Source organism: Psychromonas sp. KJ10-5 (genome assembly GCF_055808325.1).
The window spans coordinates 1671396-1694576 of sequence record NZ_CM147864.1 but is presented as its reverse complement, the minus strand read 5'-3'; the positions used below and the strand labels follow the sequence as shown (position 1 = coordinate 1694576).

Sequence of the window (23181 nt, the reverse complement as noted above, 5' to 3'; positions counted from 1 at the left end):
TATATTATGGACTTGTCCATTGGTGTTTGGTTGTTATGCCTCTTTTTATTCATGATTGCGATAAGCGTTCCGATTGCGGTGGCAATTGCAATGTCGTCATTAACCATCATGTATTTTATTTTACCCTTTGATGTGGCAAGTATAACAGCAGGCCAAAAAATCATTACGGGTATTGATAGTTTCAGTTTGTTAGCAATTCCATTCTTTATTTTAGCCGGCAACATAATGAATGTCGGAGGTATTGCTGGGCGATTAATTAACTTAGCCAAGCTTATGGTAGGTTGGATCCCTGGTTCTTTACTACATGTAAATATTTTTGCCAACATGATGTTTGGCGCTGTGTCGGGATCTGCGGTAGCCGCTGCTGCTGCAGTTGGTAAAACGTTAGGTCCTGAACTAGAAAAAGAAGGCTACGATAAAAATTTAGCAACAGCCGTAAATGTTGCCTCTTGTCCTGCTGGATTATTGATTCCACCAAGTAACTCTTTAATCGTATTTTCAGTCGTATCTGGTGGTACATCAGTTGCTGCATTATTTATTGCTGGATACGTCCCAGGTATTTTGATGGGATTAAGTTGTATGGTTGTTGCTTATTTCATTGCTAAGAAGAAAGGCTACAAAACCAGTGCTAATGATGGTTTTACGGTACGGGATGTACTACGTATTATTTGGGAAGCTGTGCCCAGTTTAGGGCTTATTTTTGTAGTTATTGGTGGCATTATTGGCGGTGTATTTACGGCTACGGAAGGGGCATGTATAGCGGTTCTTTATTCCTTTGGTTTGTCACTCTGCTATCGAACACTGAAGTGGTGTCATTTCTCCAAAATTTGCAATGAAACAACGCAAATTACTGGCATTATGTTATTCCTGATTGGTGCTTCAACCATTATGTCATGGGCAATGGCTTTCACAGGTTTGCCAACTATGATCAGTGATTGGATGCTATCTATTTCTGACAACCCGATCATCATATTTATTTTAATGAATATTATCTTACTCATTATTGGTATGTTCATGGATTTAACGCCTGCAGTTTTAATCTTTACACCGATCTTTATGCCGATTGCAACCACGCTTGGTATGGATCCGATTCATTTTGCAATGATGATTATTTTTAACCTATGTATTGGTATTGCAACACCGCCGGTCGGTACAGCACTGTTTGTGGGATGTAGTGTCAGTGGTACTAAAATAGAAAATGTAATAAGAAGCATTATGCCGTTTTGTGCAGTATTGATTGTAACCTTATTATTAATTACGTTTATTCCTGAAATCAGTTTATTCCTACCAAGATTTTTTGGTTTAATTAACTAGCCAAGTCAGATATTACTGAATGTTTACAGCCAACTTTAATAGTTGGCTTTTTTATTGCTTATTTCTTTTCGACGATCGATTAATGACGCTTTATTTCCGCTATTTAATCACTCTATGTACTTTTTTAATCCGATAGGCTAATTACTTAAAGTGATACATCACAGTTTTCTGACATTTTATAAAAAGTTCGCAACTAAGATGAGACGTATTTGGAATTTGCCAATATACTCACTAAAACTAACTATCTTTAGGTATTTTATTAACCCTTAATAAAAGGGATGGAATCTACATGAATAAACTAACTATGCTTCAAAAATTACTACTTTTAACCTTAATTCCGCTGATTAGTATATTAGCGTTATTATCGTTCATTTCTTTTTCTTTAGAAAAGAAAGGATTAGAGGATAATATTGCTGAGTTCCGCAGTGCGTTAATTAAAGAGAGAGAGCAGCAACTCAGGGAAATTACGGAAGTGGCATCTAATGTCGTGTCGCATCAGTTATCTTTGCCTAACCAAGGTAATGTTAACGCTGCTTTACGTAATCTTCGTTTTGGCAACGCTGGTTACTTTTATATTTACGATACTAAGGGTGTCAATATTTTCCACGCAATTAAACCGGATCTAGAAGGTAAAAATCTGATCGATTTAACGGATACTAAAGGCAATAAGTTGATTGTGGGTCTGTTAAATGCAGCACAAAAAGGTAATGGGGTTTATTCATTTTATTTCCAAAAACCAGGATCTCAGGAGCAGTTTGAAAAATTAGGTTTTGCCGCAATGGTACCCAATACTAATTGGATGATTGGTACTGGTGCTTATATTGATGATATCCAAACCGTTATTAATGCTTATACAGCCACTACGACTGAGAGATTAAAAGATAAGCTCTGGTTGACCTTATATATTTCTATCGCATTAATTGTATTAACGGTTGTGATTGTTGTATTTGCTGCCTCTCGAATGGTTAAACCAATTAAAGGCATGGCTGATAACCTTAATGATATTGCACAAGGTGAAGGGGACTTAACTTTACGTCTTGAGATTAATGGCCAAGATGAGATTGCACAATTAGGACGGTCTTTTAACTTATTCGTGGATAAATTACGTAATACCATCACTGATATTAATACTGCCACCATAGGTATCAATCAGGCTGGTCGAGATATGAATGCGCAAAGTACAGAAATTGCATCACAGTTACAGCATCACAACAATGAAACTGACCAAGTTGTTTCAGCGATCACAGAGATGTCTTCAACGGCAAACGAGGTAGCGAATAATACCAATCAAGTTGCGGAAGCAACGCAAGCGGTAACATTAGATGTGATAAATGCACAAGAGTGCGTTGAAACTTCATTAGCAGAAGTGACTGCCTTAGTGGAAGAAATAAACGGTGCAGCAATGAGTGTCAGTGCATTAAGCGATCAATCACAAAAAATTAATCAAGTATTAAGTGTTATTGGCGCGATTGCTGAACAAACCAACTTGTTAGCATTGAATGCGGCCATTGAAGCTGCTCGCGCAGGTGAACAAGGTCGAGGGTTTGCGGTTGTTGCTGATGAAGTACGTAGTCTGGCAAGTCGTACTCAACAAAGTACATTAGAGATTAATGAAATGCTTGATGAGTTACATCGATTAGTGAAAGTGTCAGTTAATGCTATGTCCTTAAGTCAAGAGCGCAGTACGCGCACAGTTGATTCATCTCGTACTATTTCTGAAAGCTTAGTGTCAGTGACAAACTCTATTACTTCTATTAATGATATGAGTACACAAATTGCAACAGCGACCACTGAACAAAGCTCGGTAACGGAAGAGATTAATCGTAATGTTTATGAAATCCAAAACATTGTGAATAGTTTAACATCGAGCAGTGTTGAAGCGGAAAAAATTGCCAGTGATGTATTGTCGGAAGGTGGGAAATTAGAAAAACTCGTCGGTCAATTTAAAATTTAAGTTTATTAAACCCTCACCCTTACTCAAGTGATCTAATTAGAAACAATATGTTAGGTCACTTGTTTATCCCAAACACTGTCATTAAAATGGTTTGATTGTGCCAATTACAATCAAACCATTTTTTATTTACTTTTCTTATGATGAAGTGCCTTCATGTCTCAACTTACACTTACTTTAATCAGAGGTTTACCAGGAAGTGGCAAAAGCACACTTGCTAAAAAACTGCTCCAAGAATCACAACAGAATACGCTGCATGTTGAAGCTGATATGTATTTTATTGATCGAGGTGGGGTTTATCGATTTCAGCCTGAAAAGTTATCGGAAGCGCATCACTGGTGCCAACAACAATCTTTGATGGCCTTAAAAAACAAACAAAATGTGATTGTTGCAAATACCTTTGTTAAGCGTTGGGAAATGAAGTTCTATGAGCAGTTAGCGACGCGCTTCAATGCAAGATTGAAAGTGATTAACTGCACAGGAAAGTTTACTAATATCCATGAAGTGCCTAAGCCTGTTATTGCAAAAATGCGTAAAAATTGGCAAGTCTAAAACAACTAAACTTACCAATTTTATGCTTTATATACAGAGATGTTTATAAAGTAATATGCTGCTCAAAAATCGATAAAAACTCATCTTTACGATGACTAACTAAAAGCATGGTACTGTGTTTCTGTGTTGCTAAGTGCTCTAAGAAATTTAATACTCGATGACGATTTAATTCATCTAAGCCCTGTGTTGGTTCATCTAAAATAAGTAGGTAAGGGGACTTCACTAATGCTCTGGCAATCAAGGCTAATCGCTGCTCTCCATAGCTTAGACTTTGGAAAGGTGTTTTTTGTTTATCTTGCATCCCAATTTTAGTTAACCATTGCTCAGCAAGATCAATATGAGCAGCACTTGGTTGTTGATAAACGCCAATGGAATCATAAAAACCCGATAAAATAACACTGATAAGATCACTATTAATGCGGTATTGTCTGTGTAACTCTGAACTAACAATTCCCATATTCTCTTTGACTTGCCAAATGGTTTCGCCTGAGCCACGTTGATAGCCTAATACCTGAATATCGTTGCTGTAGCATTGTGCGCAATCACCGGTGATTAACTGCATTAAAGTAGACTTACCACTGCCGTTAGGCCCTGTAATTAAAGTGTGTTGGAGTGGTTTAATCGCAACATCAAGATTTTCAAAAACATTCACACCGTTATAATGCACCTTACCGTTATTCAACTTAACCAGATAAGGGTGTTTGAAATCAGCCAACTCACATTGATTTTCTGGCCATTGTGTATGATCCGGGGTTGGCGCTAACAGTGCATCGAGTTGTTGTTGAGTTTGTGGATCAGTCAATTCGCCAATTTCCGTTAAGTAACCACGCTCAATAAAGGCGATATGATTACACCATACGGGGATATCTTGGCGGTTATTAAGCATCAGTAAAACATTAACACCACTTTCACTGAGTTTGTGTAATGCTTGCGATAGTGCTTCACAGGAGCCTACATCTAAACTATCAAAAGGGTTGTCGCAGACTAATAAGTCAATGCCGCTGAAAATGGCCTGTAACATTAATAATTTTCTACTCTCACCTGTACTTAACTTCAAATATCCCGTGTCCATTCGGTGAGCTAAGCCAAATTCAACAATTAACGGGTCATGCCATTTTTCTTCAGGTAAAAAATCTCGTGCTTTGGTAGGGGCTTGTTCTGGATCTACAAAGTCAGGTGCTTCAATGTCTAACGCATTCTCATAAGTGGCTTGTTGTTCCTCAAACGAGATAATGCCTATTTTATCCAATTCTGGTAGCGATAATGATTCTACTTGATCTGCTTGTAAGGTTCCTTGGAATAATTGGTTGATATACTGTTTACCTGACCCATTTCTACCTAATACACACCAGTTTTCATTAGGTTCAATTTGCCACTGTTTAATATTCAATTTTGGATGAACTAAATTTCTAATTTTTAACATAAATAATGCCGTTTAAGTGTATTGGGGAGGTAAAAATTATTGTGCCATAAACAGAGCTTATGAGTAAGAGTGGAAGTTCGCTTTTCTAGCTATATTTAGACACAACTAAATAAAAGTTATTGAAAAATAATGCTTTATTTATCATTCGTTTGGAAGCGTATTCTTTCCGAAGCCGGCGTTGACCTTCATGTAAAGCCCATTTTAGTGTATGATGCTTATGTTTTATCTCAAAAATTCGATTAAATTCACTAGTTAATAAGGATATTAATATGCGTAAAATCATTTCCTCTTCTATCTTACTTGCCTGCGCTTCGTTTACACTGCCAGCTGCTGCAAGTGAATGTGGCAAAGTCACAATTGCGGATATGAATTGGGCTTCTGCAACTGTTGTTGCCAACGTTGATCGTTTCATCCTCGAGCATGGTTTTGGTTGTGATGCTGAGCTAGTACCTGGCGATACAATGCCAACGGGTGCAGCTATGATTGAAAAAGGTCAACCTGATATTGCTCCGGAATTTTGGAGTAACTCAATGCGTGACGCATTAGATAAAGGTGTTGCTGAAGGTCGTATTCGTTATGCGGGTACCACTTTGACCGATGGCGGTGAAGAAGGTTTCTGGGTACCGGCTTATATGGTTGAGAAAGATCCATCTTTAGCAACTATCGAAGGCATTAAAGCCAATGCTAAGCTGTTTAAGCACCCTGAAGACCCTGATCTGTCAGGCTTTATGGGATGTCCTGCTGGCTGGAACTGTCAAATTTCAACGAGTCAATTGTTTACCGCGCTTGATTTAGAATCAGTTGGATTTGAATTATTAGATCCAGGTTCTGGTGCTGGTCTATCTGGTTCAATTGCAAAAGCTTACGAACGTGAAGAAGCTTGGTTAGGTTACTACTGGGCACCAACAGCCGTTTTAGGTAAATATAAAATGGTTAAAGTTGACTTCGGTACAGGCATCGACAAAGAAGAGTTTCTTAACTGTACAACTCAAATCGACTGTTTAACGCCTAAAGTGACGATGTACCCACCATCTGCTGTTGATTCAGTAGTGACGGAAGAGTTTGCTCAGCGCGCACCTGAAATCGTTAAATACTTAGAAGGTCGTGAGTACACTAACGAGCAAATGAATGGTTTATTAGCTTGGATAGAAGAAGAGCAAGCAGACGGTGATTACATCGTTGAGCACTTCCTAACTGACTATGAATCTACATGGACAACTTGGGTTGATGCACCAACAGCTGCAAAAATTAAAAAAGCATTAGCAGAGTTATAAATCCGCAGTATTAAGCCTAGTTTTTTCTAGGCTTTTTTATCATTCTAGGTAAGTAAATAACCTTTATTTTCTTATAATGTCAGATGACCATCACATGGTTGGCTAGATATTTACCTAGGTTGGTTAAATTTTTTTCAGGAGAGAAAAAGAAAATGTCAGACAAGTCATGGATCTCAGAAATCCCGCAACTTGATCGTAAAGAATTAAGAGACTTCAAAAAACTACTCGATGGTTTATTTCGAGACTTTTCACGAGAATACGGAGATGCAATCCAATCTTTCTTCGACCCACTATTAGCTACTCTCATTTGGTTTGAAAAATTATTATTATCCACTCCTTGGTGGCTGGTTATTATTACTGTAGGCGCCTTTGCGTATGCAGCTAGTCGTTCATTAAAATTAACTGCCTCAGTGATCGTTGCCTTTCTACTTATTGGATATTTTGGAATGTGGGAAGATACCATGCGTACCATGAGTATGATCATCGTCTCAACCTTGCTAGCAATATTTATTGGGGTTCCGATAGGTGTTGCGATGGCGCGCTCTAATCGCATACAGTCTATTGTTACCCCTATTTTAGATGTGATGCAAACTATGCCTGCTTTTGTATACTTAATTCCGGTTGTTATGTTGTTAGGTATCGGTAAAGTGCCGGGTGTTATTGCGGTTATTATCTATGCAATCCCACCGGTTATTCGTCTAACCAACTTGGGGATTCGCTTAGTAGATAAAGAAGTATTAGAAGCCGCCACCGCTTATGGAGCAAGTCCAATACAGCGTTTATTTGGTGTACAAATTCCACTGGCTATGCCCACTATTATGGCTGGTATTAATCAGACCATTATGATGGCATTAGCGATGGTAGTTATTGCATCTATGATTGGTGTTAAAGGCTTAGGACAACCGGTTTTACAAGCGATTAGTAATCAATACTTTACTCAAGGTTTATTAAATGGTCTTGCCATTGTTGCGTTAGCGATTATCTTTGATCGAATCTCTCAAAGTTATGCTAAACGTACATTACAGAATTTTGGAGACCATTAAGATGAGCACAACAGATAAAAAAACACCTTTAATTAGTATTAAGAATCTATATAAAATTTTCGGTAAGAATGACAAAAAGGTGTTAGAACAAGTAAAAGCAGGAAAATCTAAAGAGGCCATTTTAGCTGAAACTGGCCATACGGTAGGTTTAGCGGATATAAATTTAGATATCTACCCTGGTGAAATATTTGTGATTATGGGACTTTCAGGTTCAGGAAAGTCCACATTGATTCGCCACTTCAATCGTCTTATTGACCCAACAGCAGGTGAGATTGTTGTTTCAGGTGAAGATGTGATGAAACTCAATGATAAAGAGTTACAAAATTTCCGTCGTAATAAAATGTCCATGGTATTTCAACGCTTTGGCTTAATGCCACATCGTACTGTAATCCAAAATATTGCCTATGGTCTGCAAGTGCAAGGTGTGCCTAAAACAGATCGTGAAGCGCGTGCTGAAGAATGGTTAAACACAGTGGGACTTGGTGGGTATTCAAATCAATACCCAGGTCAACTTTCTGGCGGTCAACAACAACGTGTTGGTTTAGCTCGTGCATTATGTACAGATGCTGATATCTTATTAATGGATGAAGCCTTCTCGGCATTAGATCCATTGATCAGAAGTGAAATGCAAGATCAGCTCATTGAATTACAAGATAAGCTACATAAAACCATCGTATTTATTACTCATGATTTAGATGAAGCATTACGCATTGGCGATAAAATTGCTATTTTACGAGATGGTTTCTTGATTCAACAAGGCACACCAGTTGATATATTGTTAAATCCGGCTGACGATTATGTTGAAGCCTTTGTTAAAGATGTTAACCGCGCGCGCGCATTAACTGTTGAAACAGTGATGCAGCCACAGATTTGTCGTATCTCAAGTGAGAATATTGGGGAAGCGGTAATGCAGATGCGTAAATCTAAGCATAACTACGGCTACGTAGTTAATGACGATGGTTATCAAGGAGTGATTACACAGGAAACATTAGAAGGTGTTGAACAAAGTGATTATGGCAATGAAATCACAAATTCACTATTGGAAGATGTTCCATCAGTACAAAGTGATGCACTATTAGAATCTGTAATTCCAGATATGTTAGACAATGAACACCCATTAGCCGTTGTGAATAACGCCGGTGAAGTGGAGGGGCACATATCGAGAAGCACCTTATCTGATATCTTAAGTGACCAGCCTTCAGAAACAGAAGTTGAGGTTAAACCGTTGGAAAAAGTTTAACTAATTCAAAATATTAATTGATTGAAAGCCACCATCATGGCATCCATGATGGTGGCTTTTTGTTTTCATATCGGACTAAGTAGGCTTTTGTCCTGAAATAGTCACTTCAGGAGCAATATCTGAGCCGCCTAATGCTTGATATAAGACCGCTTGTATATTGAATTGATTATAGCGGTTTTCTAAAATATCTTGCTCAGTATCACGTAATGTATCTTGTGCATCTAACCAGTCTTGAATGCCAATGGCACCATAGCGATATTGGCTTGCATAGATGCGTTCTGCGGCTTCTGCTGCATTATATTGCTCCTGTAATCTTGCCCCTTGATATTGGTATTGTTGTCTTGCTGAAATAGCATTATCTACTTCACTAAATGCACCATATAAAGTATCTCTATAGGTAACAATCGCCGATTCCACATCAATTTGTGATAGCTTTTTGTTTAGTTCCATCTCATTCCATTGCAGGAAAGGTAACATTAAGTTCGCGCCTAATGTGCCAATTGGATTGGATAATAGATCTTTGAGTTGATCAGAAGATGAACCTATCGCGCCGGATAAGGTTAAACTCGGCAGATATCCGGCAAAAGTGGCGTCCTTAGTCGCATAAGCAGATTTCAAACTGTAAAGCGCTGACTTCACATCAGGGCGGCGGATTAACAGGTCTGCAGGCACACCAGCAGCAATCATGGGAATATTGCCTTCAGGTAATTTATCAATGGTAATTGGCATTTTCATTGGTGGTTGATTATATAAGATAGTCAATGCGTTTTGTGCTTCAACAAGCTCCTGTTGTGATTCACTATAGGAGACCTGTTGCTCTGCTAAACTGCGTTGTGATTCAAAAATATCTAGTTGGGTAACCGCACCTGAACGATATTGGCTTTCAATAATCGCTAAGCTTTGTTTGGCGGAATCTATATTATCTTGGCTTAGGGCTAGGCTTTGTTTTAAATAACCAATTTCCCAATACAGAGAAGCAGTGGTTGCAGCGAGACTTTGCGCAGTACTTTCTCTATCCTCGGCATTGGCAAAGCTAGTCCATTTTGCGGCATCAACTTCAGAGGCAACACGTCCCCATAAATCCAGTTCATAACTGATCGATAGGTCGGTACTGTAACTGCTGCTACTGTCACTGCTATTTAGTGACGTTTCGCGGCTCGCATCGGTACTTAAACTGATCTGAAATGAACCTTCTGCTTCCGTTAGGCCTGCTTTTAAACGAGCACTGCGTAAGGTTAGTGTTGCTAATGCTAAATCGTTATTACTGATTAAGACTTGCTCAATCAAGGTGTTGAGTTCCGGGTCATTGAAACGTTCCCACCATGGATCAAGTTGCACTTGCTCTGTCACACTCAAGCTTTGCCAGCTATCTGGAATAGTCACTTCAGGCTGGTAGTCCTGCTCTGGTTGACTTGTACTACAGCCACTGACTAACAATGTAATACCTAAAGCATAAGTACAACGTAATAATGAAGATGGTTTGATCATAATTATTCTCTCGCTAATGCATCAACAGGGTCAAGCTGCGCAGCATTTCGTGCTGGTAAAAATCCAAAAAGAACACCAATTAAGGTAGAGCAGGCAAAGGCTGCGACAATAGAGCCCGTTGAGTAAATCATTTGGAAATTACTGCCAGTGGAAGCAAATATAAAACCTATCAGATAGGCGAGGGCAATACCAATGGCACCACCGCATAAACATACTAAGACGGCTTCAATTAAAAACTGTCTTAAAATATCACTTTGCCTTGCACCAACTGCCATTCTAACGCCTATTTCACGAGTACGTTCAGTTACAGACACGAGCATGATATTCATTACGCCAATACCACCGACAATTAATGAAATAACGGCAATAGCTGAAATTAATAGGGTCATGGTTTGTGTGGTTTTTTCGATACTCTGACGAATTGAATCTGTGTTAACAGTAAAGAAGTCTTGGCTACCGTGACGCATTTTTAACAGAGAAGTTATTCCTTGTTCAGCGGCACTACTTGATGCTGATTCATTAACCCTAACCGTGATGCTATCAAGGTAGTTTTGATTGATCATGCGACTGGCTACTGTGCTATATGGGATCCATACATTTAAGGCATCACTGTTTCGGAAAGTACTGGTTTTAGGTTTAGTGACACCAATAATACGTACCGGCAACTCGCCAAGGAAAATCACCTCACCAATTGCTGACTTATCTAAGAACAGCGCTTTACGAGTGTTATCATCAATAACGGCATCTTGCGATAAACTTGCTACATTAGTTTCATCCCAAAATTGACCTTCAGCAATTTCATAGCCTTTAACACGGAAATAATCAGATCCCACACCATTAAAACTGGCTGATACACCTTGGTTTGCATAGCGGATCGTACCTGAACTACTGATCGAGGGAGTAACGCTGTCTACGTAGGTTAAGTTTTTGAGCGCGTCACTATCTAACGAAGTTAGAGTACGTACTAAATCTGAGCGTCGGTCACCAAATCCAGAACCAGGACGAACGTCAATGGTATTGGTGCCCATCTCACTGATATTTTTTAATACTGCCTGCTGTGAGCCTTCACCTAATGCCACCACAGACACTACTGAGGCGATACCAATAATGATGCCAAGCATGGTTAAAAAGGTACGTAAACGATGTGATGACATGGCTAATAAAGCCATTTTAAAGGCTTCAACATAACGACTAATGCTATTATTTTTTTTACTGTCAGCATCAAGTTGAGGCAGGTTATTGGTTGTTTTTATTTGCTCTTTTTGTGCATCTCTGATGATCACACCATCTTTGATCTCGATGATGCGATCAGCAAAGTTAGCGACATCCATATCATGTGTAACTAAGATAATGGTATGTCCATCATGATGCAGTTCTTGTAATAACTTCATCATCTCATCGCCACTTTGGCTATCTAAAGCACCTGTTGGCTCATCGGCAAGAATAACATCACCACCATTCATCAAAGCTCGGGCAACACTAACACGTTGTTGCTGACCACCACTTAATTCACCGGGTTTATGGTCAAGTCTATCTGCTAATCCTAAACGAGTTAAAAGCACACGTGCGCGACTGTCTCGTTCGTTTTTGTCTTTTCCTGCATAAATAGCTGGGATTTCTGCGTTTTCAATGGCGTTTAGGTCACCTAATAAATGGTAACGCTGAAAGATAAAACCAAAATGCTCTCGACGCAGTTGAGCTAACTGGTCAGCATCCATTTCTGAGGTATCTTGTCCATTGATAAAGTAACTACCTTGGCTAGGTTTATCTAAACAACCTAATATATTCATTAAGGTTGATTTACCTGAACCTGATGCACCAACAATCGCGACCATTTCACCACGTTCAATGGATAAATTAACATCATTTAATACAGTTAGTTTTTGATCTCCCGCGGCGAATGAGCGGAACACGCCTGAGATCGCTAATAGAGGATTATCCATTATTTAAAACCCCATTGGTGAACGCGGTTTACGAGTACGTGATGGGGAGTTAGCCGCCGCAGAACCAACCACTATTTGGTCGCCTTCTGCTAAACCATCGGTCACTTCTGTATAAATTTTATTGCTGATGCCTACTTGTACATCTTTATAAGTCACTTGGTCATTTTCAAGTACTGGTACTTGGTAACGTACTGGACGACCTGGTCGTTTTTGCAATACTTGTGAAGGCACTAAAAGTACGTTGTCCGCTTTATTTAAAACAATTGATACTTGTGCTGTCATGCCAATACGTAAAACACCATCTGGGTTGGCTACTTCAAACAAACCATTATAATAAATAGCATCTGAATCACTGGATTCCATATCACTATCATCACCATCCATTGATGTCGGACCTGGCTCGATAGCACGTAACGTCGCTTCATAACGTTTATTGGGTTGACCTAAAATAGTGAAATAGACCGCTTGGCCTGGGTGTGTATTGATTACATCTGCTTCTGAGATTTGTGCCTGTACTGTCATTCGACTCAAGTCTGCTAATTCGACCAATGTTGGTGTTGTTTGGCTGGCGTTTACTGTTTGACCGACTTCAACTGAATGATAGACAACCACACCTTCCATCGGGGCTTTGATAACGGTGTAGCCTAGGTCTAACTCGGCGCTTGCAATGCTGAGTTTATCTTGTATTTGTTCTGCTTTTAATTGATCAAGTTCTGCTTTATAGACAGCTAAATCAGCTTCCGCTGTTTCATAATCTTCTTTTGAGCTTGCATTATCTTTGAACATTGCTTTTTGACGATTAAAGGCTTTTTGTGCTTGATTGATTTGTGCTTGCTTCGCCTTATATTCGGCATTGGTACTAGCCAGTGACGCTTTAGCGGTTTCTAAATCATTTTTTTGCGTTAAATTATCGATTTCTGCAATTAAGTCACCTTTATTAACATGCTCTCCAAGTGGAGCGGGTAAGCTGATAACTTGCCCTGATACCTGTGAACCCACACTAACTAGCTTAGAGGCTTGTAACATGCCTATTGCGAGTACGCTATTTTCGATATTTCCTCGCTGAACGGGTTGGGTAGCATAGCCTTGCGCAGGCTCTTCATTTTCAATAAAGTAAAATGCCCCAGCGGTTAATAAAATAGCTGCAATGACAATAATGATTAACATTTTTTTCATGGGTTAAAGGTATCCATAATGCATAAAAAGTATCAGTAAATTACTTTAAAAAGTGGTTAATTTGACGCTGCAAATAGGGGCAAAAAAGTAGAGTGGAAATGTAATGACAAGGTTTAAATTCATTACTGTTTCACTCTTAACAAGCACCAATTTGCTCACTTTATAAAGAGATTCAAGGTATTATTACTATGATATTCACCTCTAAGTTAAGGGGCGGTTAAGGTCATAGCTAAAACTTAATGATATTCTTGTTTTTATAGTAAGTTGTTGATGTGCCGAAAAACTATGTCAGCTTAAGTGAGATTTATATTGGTACACTTTAAGTACATTTATCAATTCAGATGAATGTTCGATTTAAGCGAGCTCTTAAATTGATTTAAAAAACTTAAAGGAAATATACATAATGAATAACTTAGCACGCGTTACTAATCTGGAAGCTACAAACGAGACAACTTCAGTACAACACAACTACTCTCAATTTTCATTACATTATGATGAAAAGTACAAAGCAGGGTGGTATTACATGCATGCAACTCCTCGCCCGTGTTTTAGTAGCCTGCTGTTGGATGAGTTAAATGAATATGCAGATAATATTAAGGAAGAGATGAGGCAGAGTAATCAGAGTAAATACGATTACTTAATATTAGCATCCAACGTTGAGGACACTTTTAATTTAGGAGGAGACCTTGCGTATTTTCTTGAATTGATTAAAACACGTAATGATAAGGAGTTATTAAATTACGCAGTGAAGTGTATTAACGTACTTTATCATAATATAACTCATCTTGATTCTGAGTTAACTACTATAGCACTAGTACAAGGCGATGCTTTAGGCGGTGGTTTTGAAGGAGCGCTGGCCAGTAATGTTTTGATTGCTGAGAGAGGCACAAAACTTGGGTTACCTGAGGTATTGTTTAATTTATTTCCAGGTATGGGAGCTTATTCATTATTGAGCAGAAAAGTAGGGGGCGCTAAAGCTGAAGAAATAATCTTAAGTGGTCAACTATACTTAGCTGAAGAATTGTTTGAGATGGGAGTGATTGATATCTTAGCTGAAAAAGGAAAAGGTGAAATGGAGGTTTACCGCTACATTAAATCAGCTAATCGAAAAGCGAATAGCTATCAAGCTATTCGCAAAGTCAAGGATATCTGCAACCCTATATCGTATCAGGAATTATTTGATATCACTAAAGTCTGGGTAGACGCTGCACTAAATTTAACTGATAAAGATCTACGTATGATGGAAAAGTTAGTGATGCGCCAAACCGCAAACCAAGCTTAATTTGAATTAAGATTTATGTATGTTCTGTAGAAGCGTTAATTAAAATAGTATTTAACGTTTCTACAGTTTTATCATAGGTGAATTCTATTTCCTTAACTAATAGAGTCAGTTTTTCGCTATTAAGATCACTGGGTTTATAGGATTCCCCTTTTGCACACATTTCCGATAGCGTGTTAGCTCCCAATTCAGCAGCGGCCCCTTTAAGTGCATGTAATGATTCTCTTAATTGAAGGTAATCATCAATGCTAGCTGTTTTTAGATGTTGAATGTGTTTGTTGGCATCTGTGGTAAAAGCAACAACGAGTTGACGCATAAACTGCTGATCATCATCTAAAGCAAATAATTCATTAAGAGTATCCAAATCACACCATTGGTTTTCAGTCTCTTTTTGACAGGGACCTCCTGAAGAAGAGGGAATGCTTTTTACATTACCTGTTTTAAGTTCAACGACTGAGGATATTCCTCGGGTTTTCGGTTGAATAGATTGAGATAAAACGGCTATTTTTTCTAATAGGTCATGAGAGTCGACTGGTTTTGTTAAAAACTCCTTGACTCCTAAGCTAAACGCCAATTTTCTTGCATCTGTAGTTGCATCTGCAGTTAGCATGATGACAGGTAATCGGTTATTGGTGTCTATAAATTGCAATGCTTTGATAGCCTCATCACCAGAGCATTTAGGCATATTTTTATCAGCAATGAATAGGTCTATTTCATCAAATCTCTTGGTAATAACATCTAAAGCTTGCTCTCCATCATCAACAAGGATAACGACATGCCCTGCTCGTTTTAATATGCCAGCAATAACTTGTTGGTTAACTTTATTGTCTTCTGCTACCAAAATAGTTAATTGCTTAGCATCTTCTTGAGCAGCATAAAATTCATTAAAAGATACAATATTAGTCTCCTGATGAGCTTTCTTTTGTAGACAAAAATAGAAAGCATTAAACAGTTCTCTGTTATCTTTTAAATTTACTATTGTTTTAGTTACTCTGTTTTTAATTTTACTACATGTTAAGCCCGGCGAAGGTGGATTCAGTAAAATAATAGAAAAGTTTATTGCATCTGTTTCAGCCTTTACACGATCTAAAAATTGCTCTAGTGATGTCAACGCAGATAAACTCAAACTATCAATGATAATGGTTTTATAAGGTTTTTTTCGAGTTAAGCTTTGCGATAAGAGAGTCAGACTTTCATCTGCTGATTGAGTAAAGGTCGCTTTTATATTCCAAGTATTTAAAAACGATTGTATGGTTTGTTGAGTTTCAGGCGTCGCTAAGATTAATAAATTACTACTATTTATTTTCTTTAAAGGATTTGGAGTGAAATTAAAAGGGAGTTCAAACCAAAAAGTTGATCCTTGACCTAACTCACTGCTAACACCAATTTCACCTCCCATTAATTCAACCAATTCTTTTGAAATGGTTGTACCCAATCCTGAACCACCAATATGACGGTTGTTTGTTTCTCCAACTTGTGTAAAGTCATTAAAAACACTATTTAACGCACTTTTATTAATTCCTATTCCGGTATCAATAATCTCAAATCTCAGTGTGGTGGACTGCTCAGCTTTTGTTACCGTTTCAATATTAAGGGTAATTGTTCCTTGATCGGTAAATTTAATGGCATTACCAATTAAGTTAACAAGTACTTGGCGGAGATATTGTTGGTCTCCTTTTAATAGGTAGGGAATATTGCTCGCGATGGAAGACTTGATCTCGAGTGACTTTGCTTTGGCAATTAACTTTTGCGTAGCCATAACAGAATTAATAACAGAATGAAGTTCAAAATTACTTTCAGTAATAGTTATTTTTCCCGCTTCAATTTTAGATATATCGAGTACTTTTTCTATTAAATTGAGTAATATTTTTGCTGAGCTTTGCATTGTGTTGACTAAGTTGCGTTGCTCATCTTCTAGTTTAGTTTCTCTTAATAAATCACCAATCCCTAATACCCCATTTAAAGGTGTTCTTAACTCATGTGACATATTAGCTAAAAATCGACTTTTAGCCTGGTTCGCTTTCTCTGCCATATCTATTGCATTATAAAGCTTATTAATCAGGAAGATAGAGTACAGGGGGATAAGTGTAATAACCAACAATAAACTGATAGCTATATGAATGTTTTCTTGCCAATATGTGCCGTATAAGATGGAGAATGAAAATCCGGTAGTGCCAACAATCATCGATAGATATAGGTAATTAAGCCCGAATCTGAAACCGTTACCTAAAATAACCCATAGATAGAAAACAAATAAATACACTGCATGGTCATTAGCCGTTTCCATTAACATAGAGAGTGAAATTAAATCGAGAAATATACCTGCTATTCGTCTTATGACACTTTTTTTAGGATTACGTATGATAGCTGCTACTATCATTATCGATATTATTGTCGCAACAATAATAACCAAATTAAATTGAGATATTAAAAGTAGGGCGCCATCTTCAGGTAAATTCCAAGGGGTGCAAAAAAAAAGAATTAGAGCGATACCTATAAACACACGTACTAATGCTTGTTCTATTTCAGGGTCGTTATGTTTCTTTAGGTACTTCTTTACAGCATAGATTCTTTTACAAAAGACGTTCATTAATAGATATAGCCTGTATTATTGATTATGTTAAAGCAAATAAGTGATCTAACTTTTGCGTAACAAAAAGTAAGTTATTTTAACAAGCTAAATAGATCAGTTAAATAGTGTGATTAGTATTAGTTAAATATCAGGATACTCACTTTGTATTTTTAAGATCGTTGGAAGGCGTCGAATAAAAGCGTCAACGCACTTTGGGTCAAACTGAGATCCTGAATTAGCCGTAATAAAGTTTATAGCATCTTGGATAGGCCATGCTTTTTTATAAGGTCTCACTGAAATTAATGCATCAAATACATCCGCCACAGAAACGATGCGAGCAATTAGAGGGATATCTTTGCCTGCCAATTTATTTGGGTAGCCCGTGCCATCAAAACGTTCATGGTGATTAAGTGCAATGATAGCCCCCATTTGCATATATTTTGATTCACTGCCTGATAATATTTCAAACCCAATAGTTGCATGAGTCTGCATGGTCGCCCATTCATCAGGTTCAAACTTACCCGGTTTGAGTAGTATATTATCTGGAATACCTATCTTACCTATATCATGCATCTGTGCCGCATGCTCTAAATCACTGCATTCTGCTTCCGTTAAACCCATTTCACAGGCAATTTCTTTTGAATATTTAGCCATTCTAATAACGTGATTACCGGTTTCTTCATCACGGTATTCACCTGCTTTAGCTAGCTTTAAAATAGTTTCTTTTTCTCGTTGCAGAATTTGCTCAGTGGCAAGCTCAACTTGTTGTGCAAGCCAATCAGCTCTATTTTGAATAATTACATGTTGTTGGTGTAGTTTAAGTAAATTTCTACAAGTAGTACGGCACTCAATCTGGTCGATAGGACGCGTTAAAAATGCAGTAACCCCTGCCTCTAGAGCTTCATAGCGAATTGCTTTTTCACTCACTACGGTAATCATCATGATGGGGACATGTTGACCATGACTTAATTCCCGTACTTTTTGAATAAACTCAATGCCATTTAAGTCGGGCATTTTATAGTCAGTAATAATAAGATCCACAGGGTGCGTTGTTAACCATTTTAACGCTTCGTTAGGATCTGCAAAATCAATGACTGTAATGTCATCTGCGATTTGTAAAATTATTTTTTTTAGAATAATTCTGCCTGTTGATTGGTCGTCAACAATAACCACATGTCTTTGTTTATTCAAAACGCTGCTTCCATTTGAGTATTGATATGAATGAAATGATATCTTTAGAGGTATATATTAACTAATAGTTATTATTATTTATACTTACATCTCATAGATAACCCTTATTAATCGCTTATGTTTATAATATTTTATTAATAATTGATGAATATAATCATTCTCATTATTTTTTATATTCTGCTTTTTATCCTAATTACTATCGAATCACCCAACTTTTTGTTTCTTAATGGTGCAATTATTGTTTTTTTCTGGTGCATTTCTCAAAAATATTTTAATCTAATTTTTATTAACAATTGAAAATAAAGGTTTTTTGTTTTTGGCATAGTGATTGCTTCTATTAGATTGTTAAATTGCTCGTATGAGAGACATTGGCCGCAGTCGTAAGTGTTGCCGATATACAATATAAAAATAGACATCTAGGGTTCCGGCTGTTCGCAGTGACTGGTCCGAGAGTTGTCGACCTTTTTTCTAAGGTTACACGGAGGGATAAAAGCCCGGGAGAAGACGCAACAATGTCTCTCATGCTTTTAAATGTGTAACTAAGGAGAAAAGAAATGGAATTAACTAAATACCTACGTAAATCAATCACTAAAGTACTTACCGTTAGCACATTATGTAGTGCCTTAATTGTTACCCCTTCCACTGCCTTCGCAGAAACTAAATCAGAATTCCGGTTAGCTTGGACCATCTATGTAGGGTGGATGCCATGGGATTATGGTGCGACTTCAGGCATTGTTAAAAAATGGGCTGATAAATACGATATTAAAATCGATATTGTTCAAATCAATGACTATGTTGAGTCAATTAATCAGTACACAGCGGGTCAATTTGATGCAACTGTAATGACTAACATGGATGCTCTAACCATTCCAGCTGCCAGTGGTGTTGATTCAACTTCACTTATTATCGGAGATTTCTCTAATGGTAATGATGCGGTTGTTTTAAAAGGCACTGATAACTTAGCTGATATCAAAGGCCAAAACGTCAACTTGGTTGAATTAAGTGTTTCTCACTATCTCCTTACCCGTGCTTTACAAACTGTTTCACTAACAGAGCGTGATGTACGTGTTGTTAATACTTCTGATGCCGATTTAGTCGCTGCATTTACTACTGATGATGTTACTGCAGTCACAACTTGGAATCCATTATTAAGTGAAATAACTGTGATGCCAGATACTAATAAAGTGTTTGATTCTTCACAGATCCCTGGTGAGATCATTGACCTATTAGTGGTTAACTCAGATGTGTTAGCTGATAACCCTAAACTAGGTAAAGCATTAACCGGAGCATGGTACGAAATAATGCAAACCATGCAAGGCGATGATGCAAAAGCAACTATGGCTCGCAGCGCAATGGCTGATGCTTCAGGCACTGATTTAGCGGGCTACGATGCTCAATTAGCGTCAACTAAAATGTTTTATGATGCAAAAGATGCCGTTGAGTTTAACAATAGCCCTGCACTGTTAAGTACTATGGGTAAAGTTGCTGAATTTTCTTTTGAACATGGTTTATTAGGCGAAGGCGCAGCTGATGCTAAATTCATCGGTATAGAAACACCAACAGGGGTTTACGGTGATAAAAGTAATATTAAGTTACGTTTTGACCCAAGCTTCATGCAAATGGCTATTGATAACAAACTATAAGGCTGATCATTATGAGATTAATGAATAGCAAACCAAGTCGTACCACACGATTCTTATTAACGCTGTTACCGTTTGTTATCTTGATAATTGCTTATACGATGGCATCTGATGCACGTCTATTAGAAAACCCAAGTGACAAGTTGCTACCTGCCTGGTCTAGCTTTTATGATGCAATACACCGTATGGCCTTTGAACCGAGTAAACGAACTGGTGAATATCTGTTATGGGTTGATACTGGTGCAAGTTTACAGCGTTTATTGCTAGGCGTTGGTATAAGTGCATTGATCGGCTTAGTGATTGGTGTTGTAAATGGCATGCTACCGATTATGCGTGCCACATTCTCTCCCCTGATCACTGCTATCTCATTAATCCCGCCGATGGCTATTCTACCAGTATTATTTATTGTATTTGGTTTAGGTGAACTATCAAAAGTGATGTTAATTATCATTGGAATCTGTCCGATTCTAATTCGAGATTTACAGTTACGTACAGAGTCATTACCTTCAGAACAATTATTGAAGGCTCAGACGCTAGGTGCAAGTAGCTGGCAAATCATGGTTAGAGTGGTGTTGCCACAAGTATTGCCTGCTTTATTAGATGCTGTGCGTTTAACTTTAGGTAGTGCTTGGTTATTTTTAATTGCAGGTGAAGCGATTGCTGCAACAGAAGGGTTAGGTTATCGCATCTTTTTGATTCGTCGATACCTTGCGATGGATGTCATTCTACCTTATGTGTTGTGGATTGCGGTATTAGCCTTTGTGATGGATGCACTATTACGGTTGCTTTCTCAACGTGCTTTCCCTTGGTACCACGGTAAGCGAGGAAATGATTAATGAAAAATAACATTATTGAAATGAAACAAGTGTGGAAAGAATATGGTTCTACAGTGGTTTTAGAGAAGGTAGATTTAAGTGTAAAAGCCGGTGAATTTGTAAGTATTGTTGGCGCATCAGGCTGCGGTAAAACAACTTTATTAAATATGTTGTTAGGAACTGAAACACCAAGCCGTGGCAATATTTTGTTAGATGGTGAAACGATGCCCGCTGAGCCTAATGAAACACGTGGCATAGTGTTTCAAAAGTACTCTGCTTTTCCACACCTCAATGCACTAGAAAATGTCATGTTAGGAGGGGAGTTTGCGGCTTCTCCATTACTAGGCAAAGTCTTTTCAAAAAATAAACGTAATAAACTAAAAGCAGCGGCATTAGAAATGCTAACGGCGGTTGGGTTAGGCCATGCAGCGCAACGTTATCCTAACGAAATGTCCGGCGGTATGCAGCAACGTCTAGCCATTGCACAAGCCTTAATTAAAGAACCACGTATCCTATTATTAGATGAACCTTTTGGTGCTTTAGATCCTGGTATTCGTAAAGATATGCACGAATTAATTCGTGATCTTTGGAAAAAGCGTGGCTTAACCGTATTTATGATCACGCATGATTTATCAGAAGGTTTTAGCCTAGGCTCTCGTGTTTGGGTATTAGATAAACCACGTATTGATCCCCAAGCTCCCGAGCGATTCGGAGCTCAAATCGTCTACGATATCATGCTGGAAACCGGGCAAGCAGTCCCCTCATCACTGCAACATTTAGTTAAAAATACAGTTACGGAAAAAACTGTTTAGGAGAATAAAATGCAACAAAATCAACAACCACAAAGTCGCGTTGCAGATGCGATTTATGAAGAGCATATACCCGGTGCAAGTCACTGGTCACTCGTTGTGCCAGCAGGGCATTTATTGACCGTTACTGACTTGGAGGGTGGTGCAAACGCATCCATGTTGTTTTATAACCCAAATAATTTATTAGAACGTTATAACGCGCCAGATACATTAAAAGGGCAGCACACCTTTAAACTGACACAGGGCCACTGTTTATATTCTGATATGGGAAGAATCTTCTGCTCTATTGTTAGTGATGATACGGGGTGGATTGATAGTGTCGGGGGCGTGGCTAACAAGCAAAAAGTGTTAGATAAGTGGGGCGTGCGTGATTATCAAGGTGACCACAATAACTGGTTACAAAATGGCTATGATAGTTTGTTAGTAGAAGTTGCTAAATATGGATTAGGAAAACGCGACCTTGCTGCCAATATCAATGTTTTTAGCAAAGTGACTACCGATGACCAAGGCGACTTAAATTTTGTTGAACAGCACAGTAAAGCTGGTGATAGTGTTGGATTGCGTTTTGAAATTGATACTTTGGTGGTTATTTCAACTTGTCCGCATCCTATGAATCCAAGTAATAAATACCCAAATTTACCTGTTTTATTATCAGTCAGTAAAGCTGCGCCTATTGCCGATGATGACCTTTGTGCAAATCTATGTGGAGAAAATACACGTGGATTTGAAAATAACCGTCGCTATCAGTGCGAACACACTCACACACACACTGTAGGAGCATAATTATGATCGCTGAAAGTCCACTACAAGCTGAACAAGCGGTACGTCGCGATATCGTTCCTGCCGGTGATTACTACATGAAAGTAGTGAAAGCAGGACAAACCTTACGTATTTTAGATTTAGAAGGAAACCAAGCCGCTGATACCTTATTTTATAATGCTAAGGATCCAAGTGAGCGTTACAGCGCAATGGATACGATTCGCGAGCAAGGGAATGTATACCTCACAGCGGGTACCAAACTACTATCGAACGATGGTAATACTCTGCTAGAAATTACTGCTGATACCTGTGGTCGTCACGATACATTAGGCGGTGCATGTGCAACGGAAAGTAATACCGTACGTTACTCGCTAGAGAAAAAGTGCATGCATGCTTGTCGTGATAGTTGGTTATTAGCGGTTGCTGAGAACCCACAATATGGTTTAAGCAAGCGGGATATTACCCATAACATTAACTTCTTCATGAATGTACCTGTAACCAAAGAGGGCGGGCTAACCTTTGAAGATGGTATCAGTGGTGCTGGTAAGTATGTTGAAATGAAAGCAGAAATGGACGTGATCGTATTATTATCTAACTGCCCTCAGTTAAATAATCCATGTAATGCTTACAATCCAACTCCTGTAGAAATGTTGGTGTGGGACTAAAGCTTACGCACAAATTGATTCAATACAATCAATGAGAATACAAGGAC

At 38.3% G+C, this 23181-nt stretch carries 18 protein-coding genes and 1 riboswitch; of the genes, 12 read left to right on the top strand and 6 right to left on the bottom strand.

Translation table 11 applies throughout. The features are described 5' to 3' along the window. Positions 1-6 precede the first annotated feature (6 nt). The 3 genes from AC0L3W_RS07535 to AC0L3W_RS07525 all read left to right on the top strand — a co-directional run bounded on the left by AC0L3W_RS07535 (position 7) and on the right by AC0L3W_RS07525 (position 3817). Positions 7-1314, top strand: coding sequence for a TRAP transporter large permease (locus tag AC0L3W_RS07535; protein ID WP_290039660.1), 1308 nt, complete (start codon positions 7-9; stop codon positions 1312-1314). Positions 1315-1603: 289 nt separating this feature from the next. After that, positions 1604-3268, top strand: a complete 1665-nt coding sequence (locus AC0L3W_RS07530) for a methyl-accepting chemotaxis protein (protein WP_409439254.1) — start codon at positions 1604-1606, stop codon at positions 3266-3268. A 153-nt stretch (positions 3269-3421) separates the two neighbouring features. Then, positions 3422-3817, top strand: coding sequence for an ATP-binding protein (locus AC0L3W_RS07525; RefSeq protein WP_409439255.1), 396 nt, complete (start codon positions 3422-3424; stop codon positions 3815-3817). A 43-nt stretch (positions 3818-3860) separates the two neighbouring features. Here the strand turns inward: AC0L3W_RS07525 and AC0L3W_RS07520 are convergent, their stop codons facing one another. After that, entirely contained in the window at positions 3861-5240 is a 1380-nt protein-coding gene (locus AC0L3W_RS07520; protein ID WP_409439256.1) for an ATP-binding cassette domain-containing protein, read from the bottom strand. A 269-nt stretch (positions 5241-5509) separates the two neighbouring features. Between AC0L3W_RS07520 and AC0L3W_RS07515 the strand changes: the two genes are divergently transcribed. The 3 genes from AC0L3W_RS07515 (at position 5510) to AC0L3W_RS07505 (ending at position 8797) form a co-directional block, all read left to right on the top strand. Next, positions 5510-6514 (top strand): ABC transporter substrate-binding protein, encoded by a 1005-nt coding sequence (locus AC0L3W_RS07515; RefSeq protein WP_290039656.1) that lies wholly within the window; start codon positions 5510-5512, stop codon positions 6512-6514. 152 nt (positions 6515-6666) lie between these two features. Continuing rightward, on the top strand, positions 6667-7557 hold the full coding sequence (locus AC0L3W_RS07510; RefSeq protein ID WP_290039655.1) for an ABC transporter permease: 891 nt from the start codon (positions 6667-6669) through the stop codon (positions 7555-7557). Between the two features lies 1 nt (position 7558). Further along, the gene (locus AC0L3W_RS07505) at positions 7559-8797 is read left to right on the top strand and encodes a quaternary amine ABC transporter ATP-binding protein (RefSeq protein WP_409439257.1); all 1239 of its coding nucleotides are present in this window, start codon (positions 7559-7561) and stop codon (positions 8795-8797) included. 75 nt (positions 8798-8872) lie between these two features. Here AC0L3W_RS07505 and AC0L3W_RS07500 read toward each other — a convergent pair whose 3' ends face one another. From AC0L3W_RS07500 to AC0L3W_RS07490, 3 genes are read right to left on the bottom strand one after another with little or no spacing between them, the layout of a single operon-like run. Beyond that, entirely contained in the window at positions 8873-10285 is a 1413-nt protein-coding gene (locus AC0L3W_RS07500) for an efflux transporter outer membrane subunit (RefSeq protein WP_409439258.1), read from the bottom strand. A 2-nt stretch (positions 10286-10287) separates the two neighbouring features. Then, positions 10288-12228 carry a MacB family efflux pump subunit gene (locus AC0L3W_RS07495; protein WP_409439259.1) on the bottom strand — a complete coding sequence of 647 codons (1941 nt, stop codon included), beginning with the start codon at positions 12226-12228 and terminating at the stop codon, positions 10288-10290. A 3-nt stretch (positions 12229-12231) separates the two neighbouring features. Continuing rightward, positions 12232-13404, bottom strand: coding sequence for an efflux RND transporter periplasmic adaptor subunit (locus AC0L3W_RS07490; protein WP_409439260.1), 1173 nt, complete (start codon positions 13402-13404; stop codon positions 12232-12234). Positions 13405-13807: 403 nt separating this feature from the next. Here AC0L3W_RS07490 and AC0L3W_RS07485 point away from each other — a divergent pair, with 403 nt between their 5' ends. Continuing rightward, positions 13808-14686: a crotonase/enoyl-CoA hydratase family protein gene (locus AC0L3W_RS07485; protein ID WP_409439261.1), complete on the top strand. Its 879-nt coding sequence runs from the start codon at positions 13808-13810 to the stop codon at positions 14684-14686. 13 nt (positions 14687-14699) lie between these two features. Here the strand turns inward: AC0L3W_RS07485 and AC0L3W_RS07480 are convergent, their stop codons facing one another. Together AC0L3W_RS07480 and AC0L3W_RS07475 are read right to left on the bottom strand one after the other, a co-directional pair. Next, positions 14700-17273: an ATP-binding protein gene (locus tag AC0L3W_RS07480; RefSeq protein ID WP_409439262.1), complete on the bottom strand. Its 2574-nt coding sequence runs from the start codon at positions 17271-17273 to the stop codon at positions 14700-14702. Between the two features lie 123 nt (positions 17274-17396). Beyond that, the gene (locus AC0L3W_RS07475) at positions 17397-18446 is read right to left on the bottom strand and encodes a response regulator (RefSeq protein WP_409439263.1); all 1050 of its coding nucleotides are present in this window, start codon (positions 18444-18446) and stop codon (positions 17397-17399) included. A gap of 405 nt (positions 18447-18851) precedes the next feature. Next, positions 18852-18949, top strand: a riboswitch (guanidine-I (ykkC/yxkD leader). A gap of 51 nt (positions 18950-19000) precedes the next feature. On the opposite strand from AC0L3W_RS07475, the gene AC0L3W_RS07470 reads away from it, so the two are divergent. Genes AC0L3W_RS07470 through AC0L3W_RS07450 form a run of 5 tightly spaced genes read left to right on the top strand, consistent with a single transcriptional unit; the run spans position 19001 to position 23134 of the window. Beyond that, positions 19001-20089: a putative urea ABC transporter substrate-binding protein gene (locus AC0L3W_RS07470; protein ID WP_409439264.1), complete on the top strand. Its 1089-nt coding sequence runs from the start codon at positions 19001-19003 to the stop codon at positions 20087-20089. 20 nt (positions 20090-20109) lie between these two features. Then, complete coding sequence (locus AC0L3W_RS07465; RefSeq protein ID WP_409439265.1) at positions 20110-20922, top strand: ABC transporter permease; 813 nt, start codon at positions 20110-20112, stop codon at positions 20920-20922. Beyond that, entirely contained in the window at positions 20922-21713 is a 792-nt protein-coding gene (locus tag AC0L3W_RS07460; RefSeq protein WP_409439266.1) for an ABC transporter ATP-binding protein, read from the top strand. Before AC0L3W_RS07465 ends, AC0L3W_RS07460 begins: the two co-directional genes overlap by 1 nt. Positions 21714-21722: 9 nt before the next feature. Continuing rightward, a complete protein-coding gene (locus tag AC0L3W_RS07455; protein WP_409439267.1) occupies positions 21723-22493 on the top strand; it encodes an urea amidolyase associated protein UAAP1 in 771 nt (256 codons plus the stop codon). Between the two features lie 2 nt (positions 22494-22495). Continuing rightward, positions 22496-23134, top strand: coding sequence for an urea amidolyase associated protein UAAP2 (locus AC0L3W_RS07450; RefSeq protein ID WP_409439268.1), 639 nt, complete (start codon positions 22496-22498; stop codon positions 23132-23134). The last annotated feature ends 47 nt before the right edge of the window (positions 23135-23181 follow it).